Here is a 21,706-nt window from a genome sequence, read left to right on the forward strand (position 1 = left end):
TGCGTGGGATCCCTCGCGTCCCGTGGGTGGGGCCCCTCGCGTCCCGTGGGTGGGGCGCGAGGCGCCGTACGGTCCGGCTCAGTCGAGCCGGTCGAAGATCGCGAACAGCTCCTCGTCGCTCGCGGTGTCGAGGTCCTCGTCCGCCGCGTCACCGCTGCCCGCCGCCTCGGCCGCCTTCAGCAGTTCCCGCAGGCGTACGGTGATCCGGTCCCGGGCCTCCTCGTCGTCCGCCGCCGCGTCGATGGCCGTCTCCAGCCCGGCGAGTCCGGCGAGGACCGGATCGGCGGGGGACGCGCTGCCGGGGGCGAGTTCGCCGAGCAGGTAGGCGGCGAGGGCTTGGGGTGTCGGATGGTCGAAGACGAGCGTGGCGGGCAGCTTCAGGCCGGTAGCCCCGCGCAGCCGGTTGCGCAGCTCCACCGCCGTGAGCGAGTCGAACCCGGCCTCGTTGAACGCCAGGTCCGGGCGCACAGCCGACGGCCCGGCGTGCCCGAGCACCACCGCGGCCTGCGTCCGCACCAGGTCCAGCAGGAGCTTCGTTCGCTCGGCCGCGGGCAGCCCGGTCAGGCGCTCCGACAGCTGCCGGTGGTCGCCGCCGGTGTCCCCCGCCGCCCGGGCCTGCTGTCGGCCCGCGCGGACGAGGCCGCGCAGCAGGGGCGGAACGCCGCCCGCCGCCGCGTCCGCACGCGCTTCCCGCAGGTCCAGTTTGACCGGCACGAGCAGCGACCGCCCGGACGCCACGGCCGCGTCGAAGAGTTCCATGCCCTCGGCGGACTTGAGCGCCAGGACGCCGCCGCGCCCTTCTCGACGGCTCATCCGCGTCCGGGTGAGGTCGTCGATGGTGTCCGCCATGCCGGTGGTCTGCTCCCAGGGGCCCCAGGCGAGCGAGAGGCCGGGCAGGCCCAAGGCCCGCCGGTGCGCCATCAGACCGTCCAGGAACGCGTTCGCCGCCGCGTAACCGCCACTGCCCGCCCCCATGAACACCGACGAGGCCGACGAATACACGACGAACGCCTCCAGACCCAGACCCCGCGTCAACTCGTCGAGATGCCGCACCGCATCCACCTTCGGCGCGAACACCCCCGCCACACGCTCCGCAGTCAGCGCCCCGACCACACCGGCATCGAAGACACCCGCCGTATGAACGACACCCGTCAGCGGATGTTCGCCACTGCTCACGGACGCCAACAGGGCCTTCACCTGCTCGCGATCCGACACATCACACGCCACGGCCGACACCGTCGCGCCCCGCTCGGCCAACTCGGCGACCAACTCCGCTACCCCCTCGGCGTCCGCGCCCCGACGGCTCGCGAGCACCAGGCTCCGCACTCCGTACCGGCTGACGAGATGCCGGGCCACCAGGGCACCCAGCGACCCACCGCCCGAGACGAGGACGGTCCCCGCATCCCCGAACGCCGCCTGCGCGTCTGCGAGTTGATCCGATACGCGGGCGAGCCGGGGCACGCTCAACCCCGTGCCCCGGAGGGCGAGCTGGGGCTCACCGGTGGCGAGTACCGCAGCGAGGACCGCGTCCAGCACGGAGCCCGGGTCGTCGTCGGCGGCCGGGTCGAGGTCGAGGAGGACCAGGCGGTCCGGGTTCTCGGCCTGCGCGGCCCGTACCAGGCCCCAGACCGCGGACGCCGCCGGATCCGTCACCGTGCCGTCCCCGGCGGGCACCGCGCCCCGCGTCAGCACGACGAGCCGCGACTCCTCAAGACCGGCCCCGGCAAGCCACGCCTGGACCACCTCCAACACCCTTGTGGACAGGGCGAGTACCGCGTCCTCACCGTCACCGCCGAAGGCCTCGAAGGCCGCCGCCATCGGCACGGCCGCGCCCGATGCCACCTCGTCCGCCAGCATCGCCACGTCGTCGGCGGCGTACACCGACATCCACGACAGTGCGGAGCCCGCCCCTCGCACCGGGGGCAGCTCGGTCCAGTCCACGCCGAACAGCGAGGTGGCGACCGTCGCGGCCTCCAACTGGTCCGTGGACACCGGCCGGGACACCAGCGAGTCCAAGGTCACGACCAGACCACCGGTCTCGTCCGCCGCCTCGACCGACAACGCGTCCTGACCGCTGGGCGCGACCCGCACGCGCAGCGCGGAAGCCCCGGCCGCGTGCAGCACCAGACCGTTCCACGCGAAAGCCAGCACCGGCTCTCCAGGATCTTCCGTGGCCGCACCGATCGTGCCCGCCTGAAGCGCCGCGTCCAACAGCGCCGGGTGGATGCCGTACCGAGCTGCTTCCTTACGCTGCTCCTCAGGCAGGGCGACCTCGGCGAACACCTCGTCGCCGCGCCGCCACACCGCCCGCACGCCCTGGAACACCGGACCGTACGCGTAACCGTGCTCGGCGAGGCCCCCGTACAGGTCCCCGACCTCGACCGGCTCCGCGTCCGGCGGTGGCCAGGCCGCGAAGTCGAAGCCGGTACCGGCGCCGTCCGGCCGGGCCGTGGCCGAGAGGAGGCCGGTGGCGTGCCGCGTCCAGGCCTCGGCGCCGTCCTCGCGCTGGGAGTACACCTCCACCGTGCGCGAACCCGTCTCGCCGGGTCCGCCCACCGCGACCTGCACCCGCACCCCGCCGTGCTCGGGCACCACCAACGGCGCCTCGACCACCAGCTCTTCGAGGACCCCGCAGCCGGTCTCGTCACCGGCCCGCACCGCCAGCTCCACCAAAGCCGTGCCCGGCAGGAGCACCACCCCACCGATCGCGTGGTCGGCCAGCCACGGGTGCGTCCCCAGTGACAGGCGCGAGGTGAAGGCCATCCCGTCGGACTGCGGAAGCCGTACCACCGCGCCAAGCAGCGGGTGATCGGCAGGGGCCTGCCCCAGCGACGCCGCGTCGGTCGCTTCCGCGCCCGGTGTGAGCCAGTAGTGCTCGTGATCGAAGGCGTACGTCGGCAACTCCACGCGCGGCGACCCCGGCGCGGGCAGCACACCACTCCAGTCCACGGCTACGCCCCGCACGAACAGCTCCGCCATCGACGCGAGGAGTCGCCGCAGTCCGCCCTCCTCGCGCCGCAGCGTGCCCGTCACCACCGCCGTACTGTCGGCGGCATCGACGACCTCGGTGATCGGCTGGACCAGTACGGGGTGGGCGCTGACCTCTACGAACACGCCGTGCCCCTGCCTGAGCAGGTCGGCCACGGCAGGGCCGAACCGCACCTGACCGCGCAAATTACGGTACCAGTACGCGGCGTCCAGGACCCCGGCTTCCTCCACCCAGCCGCCAGTCACGGTGGAGTAGAACGGCACCACCGGGGCCTTCGCGTCCACACCTGCCAGTGCTTCGGCAAGGGCGCCCTGGATGTCCTCTACATGGCGAGTGTGGGAGGCGTAGTCCACCGCCACGCGGCGGGTGCGAATGCCGTCACCGGACAGGACCTCCAGTACCTCGTCCAAAGCTTCGGCGTCACCCGCGACCACCACGGACGAGGGCCCGTTGACAGCCGCGACCTCCACCCGACCCACCCAGGGCCCAAGCTTGGCGACGGCCTCTCCCTCGCTCAGAGCGACCGACGCCATACCCCCACGCCCGGCCAGCCCCGCCGCGATGGCCCGACTCCGCAACGCCACCACCCGCACCGCATCCTCAAGCGACAACGCCCCGGCTACGCAGGCCGCCGCGATCTCCCCCTGCGAGTGACCAAGCACCGCATCCGGCACCACCCCCACCGACGCCCACACCGCAGCAAGACCGACCATCACCGCGAAACTCGCGGGCTGCACCACATCCACCCGCTCAAGGAACTCAGGCTCAACCTCCCCCCGTAGTACGTCGATGAGCGACCAGTCCACCCACGGCTCAAGGGCAGCCGCGCACTCCCCCACCCGCTCCGCGAACACCGCAGAGGAATCAAGGAGTTCACGGCCCATACCTGTCCACTGCGCCCCCTGCCCGGGGAACACCCACACCACCCTGCCCGGCACACCCGCACTGCCCGACACCAGATGCGGAGCGCTCTCGCCCCGCGCCAGCGCCCGCAGCCCGGTCAGCGCCTCCTCGGCCGAGTCGGTGATCACCACCGCGCGCTCGCCGAAGGTCCCCCGGCCCGACACCAGCGCCCCGGCCGCGTCCGCCAGCGGGACCCCATCAGCGGCGCCCTCGACTAACGCCGCGAGGCGAGCGGCCTGCCCCGCCAGCGACCTCCGGCTCCGTGCCGACACGACCAGCGGCACCGCGCCCACGGGGGCGACAGCTTCCGAGACCGGCTCGTCGGGGGCCTCCTCCAGGATCAGATGCGCGTTCGTGCCGCTCACGCCGAAGGACGACACACCTGCCCGGCGGGGACGGCCGTTGCGCGGCCACGCGCGGGCCTCGGTCAGCAGCTCGACGGCGCCCGCCGACCAGTCCACCTGGTGGGACGGCTGCTCGACGTGCAGCGTCGGCGGCATGACGCCGTGCCGCAGCGCCTGGACCATCTTGATCACACCGGCCACACCCGCAGCGGCCTGCGCATGCCCGATGTTCGACTTCAACGAGCCCAGCCACAGCGGCCGTTCCGGATCCCTGCCCTGCCCGTACGTCGCGAGCAAGGCCTGCGCCTCGATCGGGTCGCCCAGGGCCGTGCCCGTGCCGTGGCCCTCCACCACGTCCACGTCGGCCGGGCTGAGGCCCGCCGTGTCGAGGGCCTTGCGGATCACCCGCTGCTGCGCGGGGCCGTTCGGGGCGGTCAGGCCGTTGGACGCGCCGTCCTGGTTGACCGCGCTGCCCCGCAACACGGCCAGGACCCGGTGCCCGCGCTCCCGGGCCACCGACAGGCGCTCCAGTACGACCACGCCCACACCCTCGGCGAGGCCCATGCCGTCCGCGCCGTCCGCGAACGCCTTGCACCGCCCGTCGTCGGCCAGTCCCCGTTGCCGGGAAAAGGCCATGAAGGCGCCGGGCGTGGCCATCACCATCGCGCCCCCGGCCAGGGCCATCGAGCACTCGCCCTGTCGCAGGGCCTGGGCCGCCAGATGCATCGCCACCAGGGAGGACGAGCAGGCGGTGTCGACCGACACGGCCGGGCCCTCGAAGCCGAACGCGTACGAGACCCGGCCCGACGCGACGCTGCCCGCGAGACCCGTGCCCGCGAAGCCCTCGACCTCGGGGGCGATCACTCCGGTGCCGTAGCCCTGACCGGCCACACCGGTGAAGACCCCGACGTCGGTGCCCTTCAGCGAGCCCGGGTCGATCCCGGCCCCCTCCAGGGCCTCCCAGGAGGTTTCCAGGAGCAGTCGCTGCTGCGGGTCCATCGCCAGGGCCTCACGCGGCGAGATGCCGAAGAACCCCGCGTCGAAGAGCCCCGCCCCGCGCAGGAAACCACCCTGACTCGTGTACGACGTACCGGCGTGATCAGGATCCGGGTCGAACAACCCCTCCAAGTCCCAACCCCGGTCGTCCGGGAAGCCGGTGACCGCGTCCACCCCGTCGGCCACCAGCCTCCACAACTCGTCCGGCGACCCCACACCCCCCGGATACCTGCACGCCATCGACACGATGGCGATCGGCTCACCCGCGTCGGCAGCCACGGCCGCCACGGCCGTCGGGCGCGTCGGCGTCCGCGACACGTCGGCCGCCTCGTCGTGCAGCTGGCGGGCCAGGGCCAGCGGGGTCGGGTAGTCGAAGACGAGCGTGGCGGGCAGTTTCAGGCCGGTCGCCTCGCGCAGCCGATTGCGCAGCTCCACCGAGGTCAGGGAGTCGAACCCGGCGTCCCTGAACGCGATCTCGGCCTGCACGCCTCCCGGCCCGGCGTGCCCGAGTACGACCGCGGCCTCGGTCCGCACCAGATCCAGGAGGAAGGCCTCCTGCTCGGCCTCCGCGAGCCCGGCAAGGCGCGCGGACAGCTGCCGGTGCCCGTCTCCGGTGCCCGCCGCCCGTGCCAGGTGGCGGCCCGCGCGGACGAGGCCGCGCAGCAGTGGGGGCACGGCCCCGCCGGACTTCGCGGCGGCCCGCACGCCCCGCAGGTCCAGTTTGACCGGCACGAGCAGCGCCTGCCCGGACCCCGCGGCGGCGTCGAACAGCTCCATTCCCTCGGCCGCCGCGATCGCCCGCACACCGCCGCGGCTCGCCCGCGCCTGGTCGACGTCGGTGAGGTGACCGGCCATGCCGAGGCTCCGCTCCCACAGGCCCCACGCCAGTGAGAGGCCGGGCAGGCCCACCGCCCGGCGGGCCGCCATGAGCCCGTCGAGGTAGGCGTTGGCCGCCGCGTAGCTGCCCTGGCCGGCGCCGCCGGACAGGCCCGCGACGGACGAGAACACGATGAACGCGTCCAGGTCCAGGTCGCGCGTCAGCTCGTCGAGGTGCCGCACCGCGTCCACCTTCGGCGCGAACACCCCCGCGAGCCGTTCCGGGGACAGCGCCTCGATCAGCCCGTCGTCGAACGCGCCCGCGGTGTGCACGACCCCCGTCAGCCGGTGCTCCTCCGGTACGGCCGCCAGCAGGGCCTTCACCTGGTCGCGGTCGGACACGTCACAGGCGATCGCCGCCACCGTCGCGCCCTGCCCGGTGAGCTCGGCGACCAGCTCCGGTACTCCCTCGGCGTCCGGGCCCCGCCGACTGGCGAGGACCAGGCTCCGCACGCCGTGCCGGGTGACGAGATGGCGGGCCACCAGGGCGCCCAGCGATCCGGCGCCCGAGACGAGGACGGTGCCCTCCGGCCCGAACACCGCGGGCCCGTCCGTGGCATGACCGGCGAAGCGGCCGAGCCGGGGCAGGGACAGAGTCGCCCCGCGCACCGCGAGCTGCGGCTCCCCGCTGGCCATGACCGCTCCCAGTACCGCGTCCACCGTGCTGTCCGCCGTGGGGTCGGTGTCCACCAGGACGATCCGGTCCGGGTGCTCGGCCTGCGCGGCCCGCACCAGGCCCCACACCGCGGCCGCCGCCGGGTCCGTGACCATGTCCTCCCCACCGGCGGCGACCGCGCCCCGGGTCACCACCACCAGCGGCGACTCCTCAAGGGCCGTCTCGGCCAGCCACGCTTGGAGTACCGCGAGGACCTGGGACGCCAGGGTCAGCGCGGCGTCTTCCTCGTCACCGCCGACCGCCTCCAGGACGCCCACCACAGGCCCGTCACCGGCGTCCAGGGCGCCCGTCGCGGGCACCTCACCGGCCAGGAGCGCCACGTCGGCGGCGCTGGCCACCGGCGCCCACGGGGGGCACGGTGCCGGTTCCCGCGCCGGGGGCAGCTCGGTCCAGTCCACGTGGAACAGCGAGGTGGCGGCCGTCGCGGCCTCCAACTGGTCCGTGGACACCGGCCGGGACACCAGCGAGTCCAAGGTCACGACCAGACCACCGGTCTCGTCCGCCGCCTCGACCGACAACGCGTCCTGACCGCTGGGCGCGACCCGCACGCGCAGCGCCGCGGCTCCGGCCGCGTGCAGCACCAGACCGTTCCACGCGAAGGCCAGCACCGGCTCTCCAGGGTCATGCGTGGCCGCACCGATCGTGCCCGCCTGAAGCGCCGCGTCCAGCAGTGCGGGGTGGATGCCGTACCTGCCCGCCTCCTTACGCTGCTCCTCGGGCAGCGCGACCTCCGCGAACACCTCGTCGCCGCGCCGCCACACCGCCCGCACGCCCTGGAACACCGGGCCGTAGCCGTAGCCACGCTCGGCCAACGCCTCGTAGAAGTCCCCCACCTCGACCGGCTGCGCGCCGCGCGGCGGCCAGGCGGTGAAGTCCACGCCAGCGCTGTCACTGGGCCGTTCTGCGACCGAGAGGAGGCCGGTGGCGTGCCGCGTCCATGTATCGCCATCGGTGTCGTCCTCGCGCTGCGCGTACACCTCCACCGCGCGTGAACCGTTCCCCCCGGGTGCGGCCAGGGTCACCCGCACCCGCACCCCGCCCCGCTCGGGCACCACCAACGGGGCCTCGACCACCAACTCGTCCAGGACCCCGCACCCGGCCTCGTCACCAGCCCGCACCGCCAGCTCCACAAGACTCGTACCGGGCAGGATCGCCACGCCGCCGACCCTGTGGTCGGCCAGCCAGGCGTGCGTCCGCAGGGAAAGGCGCGAGGTGAAGACGAGCCCGTCGTTCTGCGGAAGCCGTACCACCGCGCCAAGGAGCGGATGATCCGCAGCCGCCTGCCCCAGCGACGCCGCGTCGGTGACCTCCGCGACCTGCTTCAGCCAGTAGTGCTGGTGATCGAAGGCGTACGTCGGCAACCCCACGGGCACCGACCCCGTCACAGGCAGCACACCACTCCAGTCCACGGCCACGCCCCGCACGAACAGCTCCGCCATCGAGGCCAGCAGCCGCCGCCAACCGCCCTCGTCCCGGCGCAGCGAGCCCGTCACCACCGCGTCCACATCGCTCGCGTCCACGGCCTCGGTCACCGGCTGTACGAGTACGGGATGGGCGCTCACCTCTACGAACACCCCATGGCCCTGCCCCAGGAGGTCGGTGACGGCCGGGCCGAAGCCCACCCGCCCGCGCAGGTTGCGGTACCAGTACTCCCCGTCCAACGCCCCGGCGTCCGCCACCCAACCGCCGCTGACAGTCGAGTAGAACGGAACCGTCGGCGCCTGCGCGCTCACCTCCGCCAGCGCTTCGGCGAGGGTGCCCTGGATGTCCTCTACGTGGCGGGTGTGGGAGGCGTAGTCCACCGCCACGCGGCGGGTGCGGATGCCGTCACCGGACAGGACCTCCAGCACCTCGTCCAAGGCTTCGGCGTCACCCGCGACCACCACCGACGACGGCCCGTTGACGGCCGCGACCTCCACCCGATCCGCCCAGGGCTCAAGCCGGGTGACGGCCTCTCCCTCGCTCAGAGCGACCGACGCCATGCCTCCACGCCCGGCCAGCCGCGCCGCGATGGCCTGACTCCGCAACGCCACCACCCGCACCGCGTCCTCAAGCGACAACGCCCCGGCTACGCAGGCCGCCGCGATCTCCCCCTGCGAGTGACCAAGCACCGCATCCGGCCGAACCCCGACCGACTCCCACACCGAAGCCAGCCCGAGCATCACCGCGAAACTCGCGGGCTGCACCACATCCACCCGCTCAAGAAGCTCAGGCTCAACCTCCCCCCGTAGTACGTCGATGAGCGACCAGTCCACCCACGGCTCAAGGGCGGCCGCACACTCCCCCACCCGCTCCGCGAACACCGGCGAAGCGTCGAGGAGTTCACGCCCCATACCTGCCCACTGCGCCCCCTGCCCCGGGAACACCCACACCACCCTGCCCGGCACACCCGCACTGCCCGACACCAGATGCGGGCCGCTCTCACCCCGCGCCAGCGCCCACAGACCACCGAGGGCCTCGTCCGCCGAACCCGCCACCACCACCGCACGCTCGCCGAACACTCCTCGGCCCGCCACCAGGGCTCCGGCCGCCGAGGCCAGTGACACCCCGCTGGCGGTGTCGGACTCCAGGTAGGCGGCGAGGCGCTTCGCCTGGCCCGCGAGTGAGGCCTGGCTCCGCGCCGAGACCACCAGCGGCACCACACCCACTGGCCCCGGCCCTTCCGGGACCGGCTGCTCGGGTGCCTCCTCCAGGATCAGATGCGCGTTCGTCCCGCTCATGCCGAACGCGGACACCCCGGCCCGGCGCGGACGCCCGTCACGCGGCCATGGGCGCGTCTCCGTCAGGAGCTCCACCGCGCCGTCGGACCAGTCGACCTGCGGGGTCGGCGTGTCCACGTGGAGGGTGGCCGGGAGGAGCCCGTGCCGCAGCGCCTGGACCATCTTGATCACACCGGCCACCCCGGCGGCGGCCTGCGCATGCCCGATGTTCGACTTCAACGAGCCCAGCCACAGCGGCCGTTCGGCCTCCCGCCCCTGCCCGTACGTCGCGAGCAAGGCCTGCGCCTCGATCGGGTCACCCAGAGTCGTGCCCGTGCCGTGGCCCTCCACCACGTCCACGTCGGCCGGGGAGAGGCCCGCGTTAGTCAGGGCTCCGCGGATCACCCGCTGCTGCGCGGGGCCGTTCGGGGCGGTCAGGCCGTTGGACGCGCCGTCCTGGTTGACCGCGCTGCCCCGCAACACGGCCAGGACCCGGTGCCCGCGCTCACGCGCCACCGAAAGGCGCTCCAGTACGACCACGCCCACGCCCTCGGCCCACCCGGTGCCGTCCGCCGACGACGAGAACGCCTTGCACCGGCCGTCAGCGGCCAGCCCGCGCTGCCGGGAGAACTCCACGAAGGCCCCGGGCGTCGCCATCACGGTCGCGCCCCCGGCCAGGGCCATCGAGCACTCACCCTGCCGCAGCGCCTGCGCGGCCAGGTGCATCGCCACCAGCGACGACGAGCACGCCGTGTCCACCGTGACCGCCGGACCCTCGAAACCGAGCACGTACGACACCCGGCCCGACGCCACACTCGTGGAGCCGCCGGTGCCCGCGAAGCCCTCCACCTCCGTCGTCACCCCGTCAGCCCCCGGGGCCACGTATCCCTGGGTGAACACCCCGGAGAACACCCCCACGTCGGCACCCTTCAGCGTGCCCGGGTCGATCCCGGCCGCTTCCAGGGCCTCCCAGGACGTTTCGAGGAGCAGCCGCTGTTGGGGGTCCATCGCCAGGGCCTCGCGCGGGGAGATGCCGAAGAACCCCGCGTCGAAGAGACCGGCCTCGTGGAGGAACCCGCCCTGCCGGGTGTACGACGTGCCGGTGCTTTCGGGGTCCGCGTCGAAGAGGTCGTCCAGGTCCCAGCCCCGGTCCTCGGGGAACCCCGAGACCGCGTCCCGGCCCTCGGACACCAGACGCCACAGGTCCTCCGGCCCCGCAACGCCGCCCGGCAACCGGCACGCCATCCCCACGATTGCCACCGGCTCGCGGGAAGCGTCGCGGAGCCGCCGGTTCTGCTGCTTCAGCGAGCCGACCTCTTCCAGTGACTTCCGTAGCGCCTGGACGACTGTTTCATACGACGCGCTCACTTGAATTCCCCAATCAGCCAGCGGTTTCGGAAGGTCTCAGTCGCCGAGTGCCAGGTGCACGAGGTCGTCGACGTCCAGCTCAGCGATGGCCCGCTTGCCGTCGGCCCCCTCGGCCGCGTCGGCACCGTCGGTCGCGCCCGTGCCCGGTCCGCCGTCGCCCGTGGCGGCGAGCTCGACCAGGGCGTCCAGCAGTCCGGCCGCCCGGAAGCGGGCCAGCGGGACGGAGGCGAGTGCCTGCCGCAGCCGCGCCTCGTCCGGCTCGTGTCCGTTCGCGACCCTGCCCACGTCCCCATCGGGCAGCAGTACGCGGTGCAGATGGCGGGCCAGGGCGAGCGGGTTCGGATAGTCGAAGACCAGGGTGGCGGGCAGCTTCAGGCCGGTCGCCTCGCGCAGCCGGTTGCGCAGCTCCACCGCCGTGAGCGAGTCGAACCCGGCCTCGTTGAACGCCAGGTCCGCGCGCACCCCCGACGGCCCGGCGTGTCCGAGCACGGCCGCGGCCCGGCCCCGGACCAGATCCAGGAGCAGGGCTTCCCGCTCCTCCGCCGCGAGCCCGGCGAGCCGGTCGGTCAGGCGTCGCCGCGCGTCGCCACCGCCCGCCGCCCGCGCGTGTTGCCGCCCGGGGCGGACGAGGCCGCGCAGCAGGTGCGGCACCCCGCCACCGGCCGCCGCGTCGGCGCGCACGCCCCGCAGGTCGAGCCTGGCCGGTACCAGGAGGGCCTTCCCGGAGCCCATGGCCGCGTCGAACAGCTCCATGCCCTGCGTCAGCGTCATCGCTCGCAGGCCGCCCCTGCGGTTCATCCGGCTACGCGTGAGGTCGTCGGTGTGGGCAGCCATGCCGGTGGTCTGCTCCCACAGGCCCCAGGCCAAGGACAGGCCGGGCAGACCCGCCGCCCGCCGGGTGGCCATCAGACCGTCCAAGAAGGCGTTCGCGGCCGCGTAACTGCCACTGCCCGCACCCATGAAGACGCCCGACACGGACGAGTAGACGACGAACGCATCGAGATCCAGGCCCAGTTCCCGCGTCAACCCGTCCAGGTGGCGCACCGCGTCCACCTTCGGCGCGAACACCCGCTCAAGACGCTCCGACGTCAGCGTCTCGACGACACCCGCGTCCAGTACGCCAGCGGTGTGCACGACGCCGGTGAGCCGATGCTCGTCCGGTACGCCCGCCAGCAAGGCCTTCACCTGGTCACGGTCGGACACGTCACACGCCACCACCGACACCACCGCCCCCAGCTCGGCGAGCTCGGCCACCAGCTCCGGCACGCCCTCCGCCTCCGCGCCCCGGCGGCTGGCCAGGAGCAGATGCCGTACGCCGTACCGGGTGACGAGGTGCCGGGCCGCCAGGCCGCCGAGCGCCCCGGTGCCGCCGGTGATGAGGACGGTCCCGTCCGGCGTGAACAGCGCCTCGCCATCCACCCCTCGCGCGGCTTCCCGGACAAGACGGGGAACGGAGAACACTCCTCCACGCACCGCGATCTGGGGCTCCCCGGTGGCGAGGACCGCTCCCAACACCGTGTCCAGCACGGATCCCGTTCCGTCGCCGGAGCCCGGGTCGAGGTCCAGCAGGACGATCCGGTCCGGGTGTTCGGCCTGCGCGGCCCGCACCAGGCCCCAGACGGCGGCTCCCGCCGGGTCCGTCACCGCGCCCTCGCCCGCGGGCACCGCGCCCCGGGTCACGACCACGAGCCGCGCCTCCTCGACACCGGCCCCGGCCAGCCAGGCCCGCACCACTTCCAACACCCGCGCGGACAGCGCGAGTACCGCGCCCTCGCCGTCACCTCCGCAGGCCTCAAGGACCGCCGCTGTCGGGACTGCCGCGCCCGACGCCACTTCCTCCGTCAGCGTCGCCACCTCATCGGCGGCGGTCACCGGCATCCACGACAGCGACGCACCCGCTCCCTGTGCCAGGGGCAGCTCGGCCCACTCCACGCCGAAGAGCGAGTCGGCGACCACCGTGTCCGCCGTCTCCCCCTCGTCGGCGAACACCTCCCGCCACGTCAACGAGTCCGCCGTCACCACCAGGCCACCCGTTTCGTCCGCCGCCTCCAGCGACACGGCGTCGCTCCCGCCGGGCGTGAGCCGCGCCCGAAGCGCCGAGGCACCCGCGGCGTGCAGCACCAGGCCGTGCCAGTCGAGCGGCTGCCGCGGCTGCTGGAGGTCCCCAGAGTCGTCATCGCCGGGGGCGGCGAACACCCCGGCGTGCAGGGCCGCGTCGAAGAGAGCGGGGTGGATGCCGAAGCCCTCCGCGTCCTTGTGCCGCTCCTCGGGCAGCGCGACTTCCGCGAAGACCTCGTCGCCGCGCCGCCACACCGCCCGCACGCCCTGGAACACCGGGCCGTACGCGTTGCCCCGCTCGGCCAGGTCGGCGTAGAAGTCCCCGGTCCCGAGCGGCTCGGCGCCGGGCGGCGGCCAGGCCGTGAAGTCGAAGCGGGTGCCGCCGCCACCGGCCGGTTCGCCCGCCGACAGGGCCCCGGCCGCGTGCCGCCTCCACCGCTCGCCCTCGCTCTCGCCCTGGGAGTACACCTCCACCGACCGCGAGCCGTCCTCCTCCGGCGCTCCCACCGTGACCTGCACCCGGACACCGCCCCGCTCGGGCACCACCAACGGCGCCTCGATCTCCAGCTCTTCGAGCACCCCGCACCCGGCCTCGTCACCGGCCCGCACCGCCAGCTCCACCAGAGCCGTAGTCGGCAGGAGCACCACACCGCCGAGCGCGTGATCGGCCAGCCACGGGTGCGACCGCAGCGAAAGGCGTGACGTGAACACCAGGCCGTCGTTCTGCGGAAGCCGTACCACCGCGCCAAGGAGCGGGTGATCCGCAGCCGCCTGCCCCAGCGACACCGCGTCGGTCGCCCGCGCGACCGGCGTGAGCCAGTAGTGCTCGTGGTCGAAGGCGTACGTCGGCAACCCCACGGGCACCGACCCCGTCACGGGCAGCACACCACGCCAGTCCACGGCTACGCCCCGCACGAACAGCTCCGCCATCGAGGCCAGCAGCCGCCGCCAACCGCCCTCGTCCCGGCGCAGCGAGCCCGTCACCACCGCGTCCACATCGCTCGCGTCCACGGCCTCGGTCACCGGCTGTACGAGTACGGGATGGGCGCTCACCTCTACGAACACCCCGTGGCCCTGCGCGAGAAGGTCGGCCACGGCCGGGCCGAACCGCACCTGACCGCGCAAATTGCGGTACCAGTACCCGGCGTCCAGGACCCCGGCTTCCTCCACCCAGCCGCCAGTCACGGTCGAGTAGAACGGCACCACCGGGGCCTTCGCTTCCACACCTGCCAGCGCTTCGGCCAGCACGTCCTCGATGTCCTCTACGTGGCGGGTGTGGGAGGCGTAGTCCACCGCCACCCGGCGCGTGCGCACACCGTCACCGGACAGGGCCTCCAGCGCCTCGTCCAAAGCTTCGGCGTCACCCGCGACCACCACCGACGAGGGCCCGTTGACAGCGGCGACCTCCACCCGGCCTGCCCAGGGCTCCAGCCGCGTGGCCACCTCTGCCTCGCCGAGCGCGACCGAAGCCATGCCTCCACGCCCGGCCAGGTCGCGAGCGATGGCCTGGCTCCGCAGCGCCACCACACGGGACGCGTCTTCAAGCGACAACGCCCCGGCTACGCAAGCCGCCGCGATCTCCCCCTGCGAGTGACCAAGCACCGCGTCCGGCCGAACCCCAACGGACTCCCACACCGCAGCCAAACCCAGCATCACGGCGAAACTCGCAGGCTGCACCACATCCACCCGCTCAAGGAACTCGGGATCAGCCTCACCCCGTAGTACGTCGACAAGCGACCAGTCCACCCACGGCCCCAACGCCGCCGCACACTCCCCCACCCGCTCCGCGAACACCGCCGAGGAATCGAGGAGTTCACGACCCATCCCCACCCACTGCGCCCCCTGCCCCGGGAACACCCACACCACCCTGCCCGGCACACCTGACCCCGCGGCCCTGCCGGACACCACACCGGCCGCGTCCTCGCCCCTGGCCAGCGCGTACAGCCCCGCGAGGGCCTCGTCGTCCGTGGCCGCCACCACCACCGCGCGCTCGTCGAGGACGGCCCGACCGGAGACCAGCGCCCCGGCCACACCCACAAGGGACACCCCGTCGGTGTCCGACTCCACGTACGCCGCGAGGCGCCCGGCCTGTCCCGCCAAGGAACCCGCGGTGCGCGCCGACACCACCAACGGCACCACACCCACCGGCACCGGCTCCTCCGCGACCGGCTCCTCGGGCGCCTCCTCCAGGATCAGATGCGCGTTCGTGCCGCTGATGCCGAACGAGGACACCCCGACGCGGCGCGGACGGCCGTTGCGCGGCCATGGGCGCGCCTCGGTCAGCAGCTCGATGGCGCCCGCCGACCAGTCCACCTGGCGGGTGGGCTCCTGTACGTGCAGCGTGGGCGGCATGACGCCGTGGCGCAGCGCCTGGACCATCTTGATCACGCTGGACACACCGGCGGCGGCCTGCGCATGCCCGATGTTCGACTTCAACGACCCCAGCCACAGCGGCCGTTCGACGTCCCGCCCCTGCCCGTAGGTCGCGAGGAGCGCCTGGGTCTCGATCGGGTCGCCCAGGGCCGTGCCCGTGCCGTGGCCCTCTACCACGTCCACGTCGGCCGGGGTGAGGCCCGCGTGGGCCAGGGCCTTGCGGATCACGCGCTGTTGCGAGGGGCCGTTGGGGGCGGTCAGGCCGTTGGACGCGCCGTCTTGGTTGACCGCGCTGCCCCGGATGACCGCGAGCACCCGGTGGCCGCGCTCGCGGGCCACCGACAGGCGCTCCAGGACCACCAGTCCGACGCCTTCGGACAGGACCGTGCCGTCCGCGCCGTCCGCGTACGCCTTGCACCGGCCGTCGGCGGCCAGGCCGCGCTGCCGCGACATGCCGAGGACGCCGACCGGGGACCCCATCACGGCCACGCCACCGGCGAGGGCCATCGAGCACTCGCCCTGCCGCAACGCCTGCGCAGCCAGATGCATCGCCACCAGCGACGACGAGCACGCCGTGTCCACCGTGACCGCCGGGCCCTCGAAACCGAAGGCGTACGCCACCCGGCCCGACGCGACGCTGCCCGCCGTGGCGGTGGTGACGAAGCCTTCGAGTTCGGCGGGCATGTTGCTGAGGGATTCCAGGTAGTCGTGGATGGAGACGCCGGAGAAGACGCCGACGTCAGCGCCGCGCGCCGTGGTCGGGTCGATGCCCGCCCGCTCCAGGGCCTCCCAGGAGGCTTCCAGGAGCAGCCGCTGCTGCGGGTCCATCGCCAGGGCCTCGCGCGGGGAGATGCCGAAGAACCCGGGGTCGAAGAGGCCCGCGCCTTGGAGGAAGCCGCCCTGACTCGCGTACGACGTACCGGCGTTGTCGGGGTCCTCGTCGAACAACCCCTCCAGGTCCCAGCCCCGGTCCTCCGGGAAGCCCGACATGCCCTCGCGGCCTTCGCGCACCAGCCGCCACAGGTCGGCGGGGTCGCTGACGCCTCCGGGCAGTCGGCACGCCATGCCGACGATGGCGATCGGCTCGTCGGGGTCGGCGACGGCGGACGACGCGGTCGGGACAGCCGCGCCGTCCGCCGTCTCGGCCAGTTCCTCGCGCAGATGGCGGGCGAGCGCCACGGGGGTCGGGTAGTCGAAGATCAGGGTGGCGGGCAGTTTCACACCGGTCGCGGCGCTGAGCCGGTTCCGCAGCTCGACCGCGGTCAGGGAGTCGAAGCCGATGTCACTGAACCCCCTGGTGCCTTGCGTCAGTTCGGGGCCGCTGAAGCCGAGTACGCCGCCTGCCTCGCCTTGGACGACGGACAGCAGGAGTGCCTCCTGCTCGGCCTGCGGCAGCCCGGCGAGGCGGCGGGCCAGGCCGCCGCTGTCCCCGGCCGCCGCCCGTGCCACGCGTCGGCCCGTGCGGACGAGGCCGCGCAGCAGATGCGGCACCGCGCCGCCCGCCGCCGCCTGGGTGCGCAGCGTGCGCAGGTCCAGTTTGATCGGCACGAGGAGCGCCTGGCCCATGTGCAGGCCGACGTCGAGGATGCCCAGGCCCTCGGCCGGGGTCAGTGCCCGTACGCCGCCGCGGCTCATCCGTGCCTGGTCGACGCTGCTGAGGTGTGCGGTCAGGCCCGCGGCCTGCTCCCACAGGCCCCAGGCGAGGGAGAGCCCGGGCAGGCCCGCCGCCCGGCGCCGCGCCATCAGACCGTCGAGGTAGGCGTTGGCCGCCGCGTAGTTGCCCTGGCCCGCCGACCCCATGAGCGCGGCGGCGGACGAGAACACCACGAACGCGTCGAGGTCCAGGTGACGGGTCAGCTCGTCGAGGTGCCGCACCGCGTCCACCTTCGGCGCGAACACCCCCGCGAGGCGCTCCGGGGTCAGCGCCCCGATCACCCCGTCGTCCAGCACACCGGCCATGTGCACGACGCCGCCCAGCCGGTGCTCGTCCGGCACGGCGGCCAGCAAAGCCCGCACCTGCTCACGGTCGGACACATCGCACGCCACGACCGACACGGTCGCCCCCTGCTCGCGGAGCTCGGCCACCAGCTCCGGTACGCCCTCGGCGTCCGGTCCCCGGCGACTGGCAAGCAGCAGATGCCGTACGCCGTGCCGGGCGACCAGATGACGGGCCACCAGCCCGCCCAGGGAACCAGTTCCCCCAGTGAGTAGAACGCTCTTTCCAGAGCTGAACTTGTTCCCCGCCTCCGGCACATGACCGGCGACCCGCACGAGCCTGGGCACGCAGTACCTCGATCCACGCACCGCCACCTGCGACTCGTCACTGGCGAGGGCCACGCCAAGCACCGCGTCCACGACGCCGCCCGCCGTGGGATCGGTGTCCAGCAGCAGGAGACGGTCCGGATTCTCCGCCTGAGCCGCGCGCACCAAGCCCCACACAGCCGCCCCCGCCGGGTCACTCACCACACCCGTACCCGCGGGAACCGCACCCCGAGTCACGACCACCAGGCGCGACTCCGCGGGGCCCGCCCCGGCCAGCCACGCCTGCACCACTCCCAGCACGCGGGAGGTCAGGGCGAGTACGGCGTCGTCACCGTCAGCGCCGTAGGCCTCCAGGACAGCCACCTGCGGGGCGGCCGTGCTGGCGGTCAGGGCCGTGACGTCGGCGGCCGTGGCCACCGGTGACCAGGACGGTGCGTCCCCCGGTGTCGGGGGCACTTCGGTCCACTCCACGCCGAACAGCGCGTCGTGGGTTCCGTCCGCCGCCGCGGTGTCCAGCTGGTCGGTGGAGACGGGCAGGGACACCAGCGAGTCCATCGTCAGGACCATCTCGCCGGTGTCGTCGGCGGCGTGGAAGGACAGGGCGTCCGGGCCGCACGGCGCGACCCGCACGCGCAGCGCGGAGGCGCCCACGGCGTGCAGCAGCAGTCCGTTCCAGGCGAACGGCAGCACCTTGCGGTCGTCGTCCGGGCGGGCGAAGGCGTTCGTGTGCAGGGCGGCGTCGAGGAGCGCCGGGTGGATGCCGAACCTGCCCGCCTCCTCCCGCCGCTCCTCGGGCAGGGCGGCTTCGGCGAAGACCTCGTCGCCGCGCCGCCACACCGCGCGCAGGCCCTGGAAGGCGGGGCCGTACGCGTAGCCGCGCTCGACCAGGTCGGCGTAGAAGTCCGTCACCGGGACCGGTTCCGCGCCGGGCGGCGGCCAGGCCGTGAAGTCGACGTCCCGGCCCGCACCGGGCGTCGTCGGCGAGGCCGCCAGGAGGCCGGTGGCGTGCCGCGTCCACACGTCGGCGCCGTCGCCGTCGTCGACGGCGTCCTCGCGCTGGGAGTACACGTCCACGGTCCGCGCGCCCGTCGCGCCGGGGCCGCTGACCGCGACCTGGACCCGTACGCCGCCGCTGTCGGGCAGCACCAGCGGTGCCTCGATGACGAGTTCCTCCAGGAGGCCGTGGCCGAACTCGTCACCGGCGCGCACCGCCAGGTCGACGTACACCGTGCCGGGGACGAGGACCACGCCGCCGATGGCGTGGTCGGCGAGCCACGGGTGGGTGCGCAGCGAGAGGCGTGAGGTGAAGACCAGGCCGTCGGACTGCGGCAGCGGCACGACCGCGCCGAGCAGCGGGTGGTCGGCCCCGGTGAGGCCGAGCGACGCGGAGTCCGTGGCGGCGTCGGCCATCCGGAGCCAGTAGTGCTGGTGGTCGAAGGCGTACGTCGGCAGGTCCGCGCGCCGGGAGGCGGCCCCGGCGGGCAGCAGGCGGGCCCAGTCCACGCCCACGCCCCGTACGAACAGCTCAGCCATCGACGTAAGGAGGCGCCGGGGGCCGCCGTCCTCGCGCCGCAGGGATCCGGTGACGACGACATCGGCGTCGGTGGCGTCGACGGTCTCGGTGATGGCCTGGACGAGCACCGGGTGGGCGCTGACCTCCACGAACACCCCGTGTCCTTGGTCGAGGAGGTCGGCGACGGCGGGGCCGAACCGCACGCGCTCGCGGAGATTGCGGTACCAGTACGCGCCGTCGAGGACTCCGGCGTCCGTCACCCAGCCGCCGGTGACGGTCGAGCGGAACGGCACCGCGGGCGCCTGGGCGCGGATCCCGGCGAGCACCTCGGCCAGGGTGTCGCGGGCGTCCTCCACGTGCCGGGTGTGCGAGGCGTAGTCCACCGCGATCCGCCGGATGCGCACGCCCTGGTCGTCGAGTGCCTCCAGCGCCTCGTCCAGGGCTGCGGCGTCGCCCGCGACCACCACGGACGAGGGCCCGTTGACGGCGGCGACCTCGACCCGGTCCGCCCAGGGGGCCAGGCGTGCGGCCGCGTCCTCCTCGTCGAGCGCGACGGACGCCATGCCGCCCCGCCCGGCGAGCCGCGCCGCGATGGCCTGGCTGCGCAGGGCCACCACACGGGCCGCGTCGTCGAGGGACAGCGCCCCGGCCACGCAGGCCGCCGCGATCTCGCCTTGGGAGTGGCCGAGCACCGCGTCCGGCTCCACGCCCACCGACGCCCACACCGCCGCCAAGCCCACCATCACGGCGAAGCTGGCGGGCTGCACCACGTCCACCCGCTCAAGCAGCTCAGGCTCGGCGTCACCGCGTAGGACATCAACGAGTGACCAGTCCACCCACCGCGCGAGGGCAGCCGCGCACTCCGCCACCCGGTCCGCGAACACCGGGGAGGAATCGAGGAGTTCACGGCCCATGCCGACCCACTGCGAGCCCTGGCCCGGGAACACCCACACGACCTTGCCCGGTGTGCCCGTACCGGTCACCAGACCGGCCGCGTGCTCGTCGCGCGCGAGGGCCCGCAGCCCGGTCAGCGCCTCCTCGGCCGTGCCCGCGACCACCACGGCGCGCTCGCCGAGGACGGCCCGGCCCGTCGCGAGCGTCCCCGCGGCCGCCGTGAGAGGCGCCGCGTCGGCGTCCGACTCCAGGTACGCGGCGAGGCGTTCGGCCTGGGCCGCCAGTGAGGCCGTGGTGGCCGCCGAGACGACCAGCGGGACCACGCCCGTCGGTTCGGGGGCGGGCCGCTCCTCCTCGGCGGGGGCTTCCTCCAGGATCAGATGGGCGTTCGTGCCGCTGGCGCCGAAGGCGGAGATCCCGGCCCGGCGCGGACGCCCGTCGCGCGGCCAGTCCCTGGCCTCGGTGAGGAGCTCGACCGCGCCCGCCGACCAGTCGACCTGCGGGGTCGGCGCGTCCACGTGGAGGGTCGCCGGGAGCACGCCGTGCCGGAGCGCCTGGACCATCTTGATGACACCAGCCACGCCGGACGCCGCCTGCGTATGGCCGATGACGGACTTCACCGAGCCGAGCAGCAGCGGCCGCTCCGGGTCCCGGCCCTGCCCGTACGTGGCCATCAGGGCTTGGGCCTCGATCGGGTCGCCGAGGACTGTGCCCGTGCCGTGGCCCTCCACCGCGTCCACGTCGGCCGGGGAGAGGCCCGCCGTGTCGAGGGCCTTGCGGATCACCCGCTGTTGCGCGGGGCCGTTGGGGGCGGTGAGGCCGTTGGAGGCGCCGTCCTGGTTGACCGCGCTGCCCCGGATCACGGCGAGGACCTGGTGGCCGCGCTCCTGGGCCACCGAAAGGCGTTCCAGGAGCACCACGCCCACGCCTTCGGCCCAGCCGGAGCCGTCGGCGCCCGCGGCGTAGGACTTGCAGCGGCCGTCGAAGGCGAGCGCCCGCTGCCGGGCGAAGCCGACGAACCCGCCCGGCGTCGCCATGACCGTCGAGCCGCCCGCGAGGGCCATCGTGCACTCGCCCCGGCGCAGCGCCTGCGCGGCGAGGTGGATCGCCACGAGGGACGAGGAGCACATGGTGTCGACGGTCACCGCGGGGCCTTCGAGCCCCAGGGTGTACGCGACGCGCCCGGAGGCGACGCCGCCCGCGGTGCCGAGGGCGCGCTCCAGGCTGAGGAACCCCTCGAAGCCGCTGAGGTCGGGGGCGTAGTCCTGGTGCACGATGCCCGCGAACACGCCGATGTCGCCGCCGCGCAGCGCGTGCGGGTCGATCCCGGCGCGTTCGAAGGTCTCCCAGGACACCTCGAGGAGCTGGCGCTGCTGCGGGTCCATCGCGAGGGCCTCGCGCGGGGAGATGCCGAAGAAGGCGGCGTCGAAGTGGGCCGCGTCGTGCAGGAAGGCGCCCTCGCGCACGTACGTCGTGCCGGGGTGGTCGGGGTCCGGGTGGTAGAGGCCCTCGACGTCCCAGCCCCGGTCGTCGGGGAAGGCGCCGTACACGTCGGCGCCTTCGGACACCACGCGCCAGAAGTCCTCCGGGCCGCGGATGCCACCGGCGTAGCGGCAGGCCATGGAGACGATCGCGACGGGCTCCGCGGCGGCCGCGACGAGTGTGCTGTTCTCCTGCTGAAGCCGGGCGTTCTCCTTCAGCGAGGCACGCAGTGCCTCGATGACCTGCTCGTCTGGCGCCGACATAGCCATCCTT

Annotated in this window: 2 protein-coding genes; both read right to left on the minus strand. The window is 74.0% G+C overall.

The annotated features are described in order from the left end of the window. Positions 1-78: 78 nt before the first annotated feature. Complete coding sequence (locus ACIG3E_RS32245; protein WP_399623099.1) at positions 79-10,851, minus strand: type I polyketide synthase; 10,773 nt, start codon at positions 10,849-10,851, stop codon at positions 79-81. 36 nt (positions 10,852-10,887) lie between these two features. Then, complete coding sequence (locus ACIG3E_RS32250; protein WP_399623100.1) at positions 10,888-21,696, minus strand: type I polyketide synthase; 10,809 nt, start codon at positions 21,694-21,696, stop codon at positions 10,888-10,890. Between the last annotated feature and the right edge of the window lie 10 nt (positions 21,697-21,706).

Source organism: Streptomyces sp. NPDC053474, assembly GCF_044544845.1.
Lineage (GTDB): Bacteria > Actinomycetota > Actinomycetes > Streptomycetales > Streptomycetaceae > Streptomyces.

Coding starts and splice junctions, on each gene's coding strand:
- ACIG3E_RS32250 (WP_399623100.1), bottom strand. CDS start 21,696: ATGTCGGCGCCAGACGAGCAGGTCATCGAGGCACTGCGTGCCTCGCTG.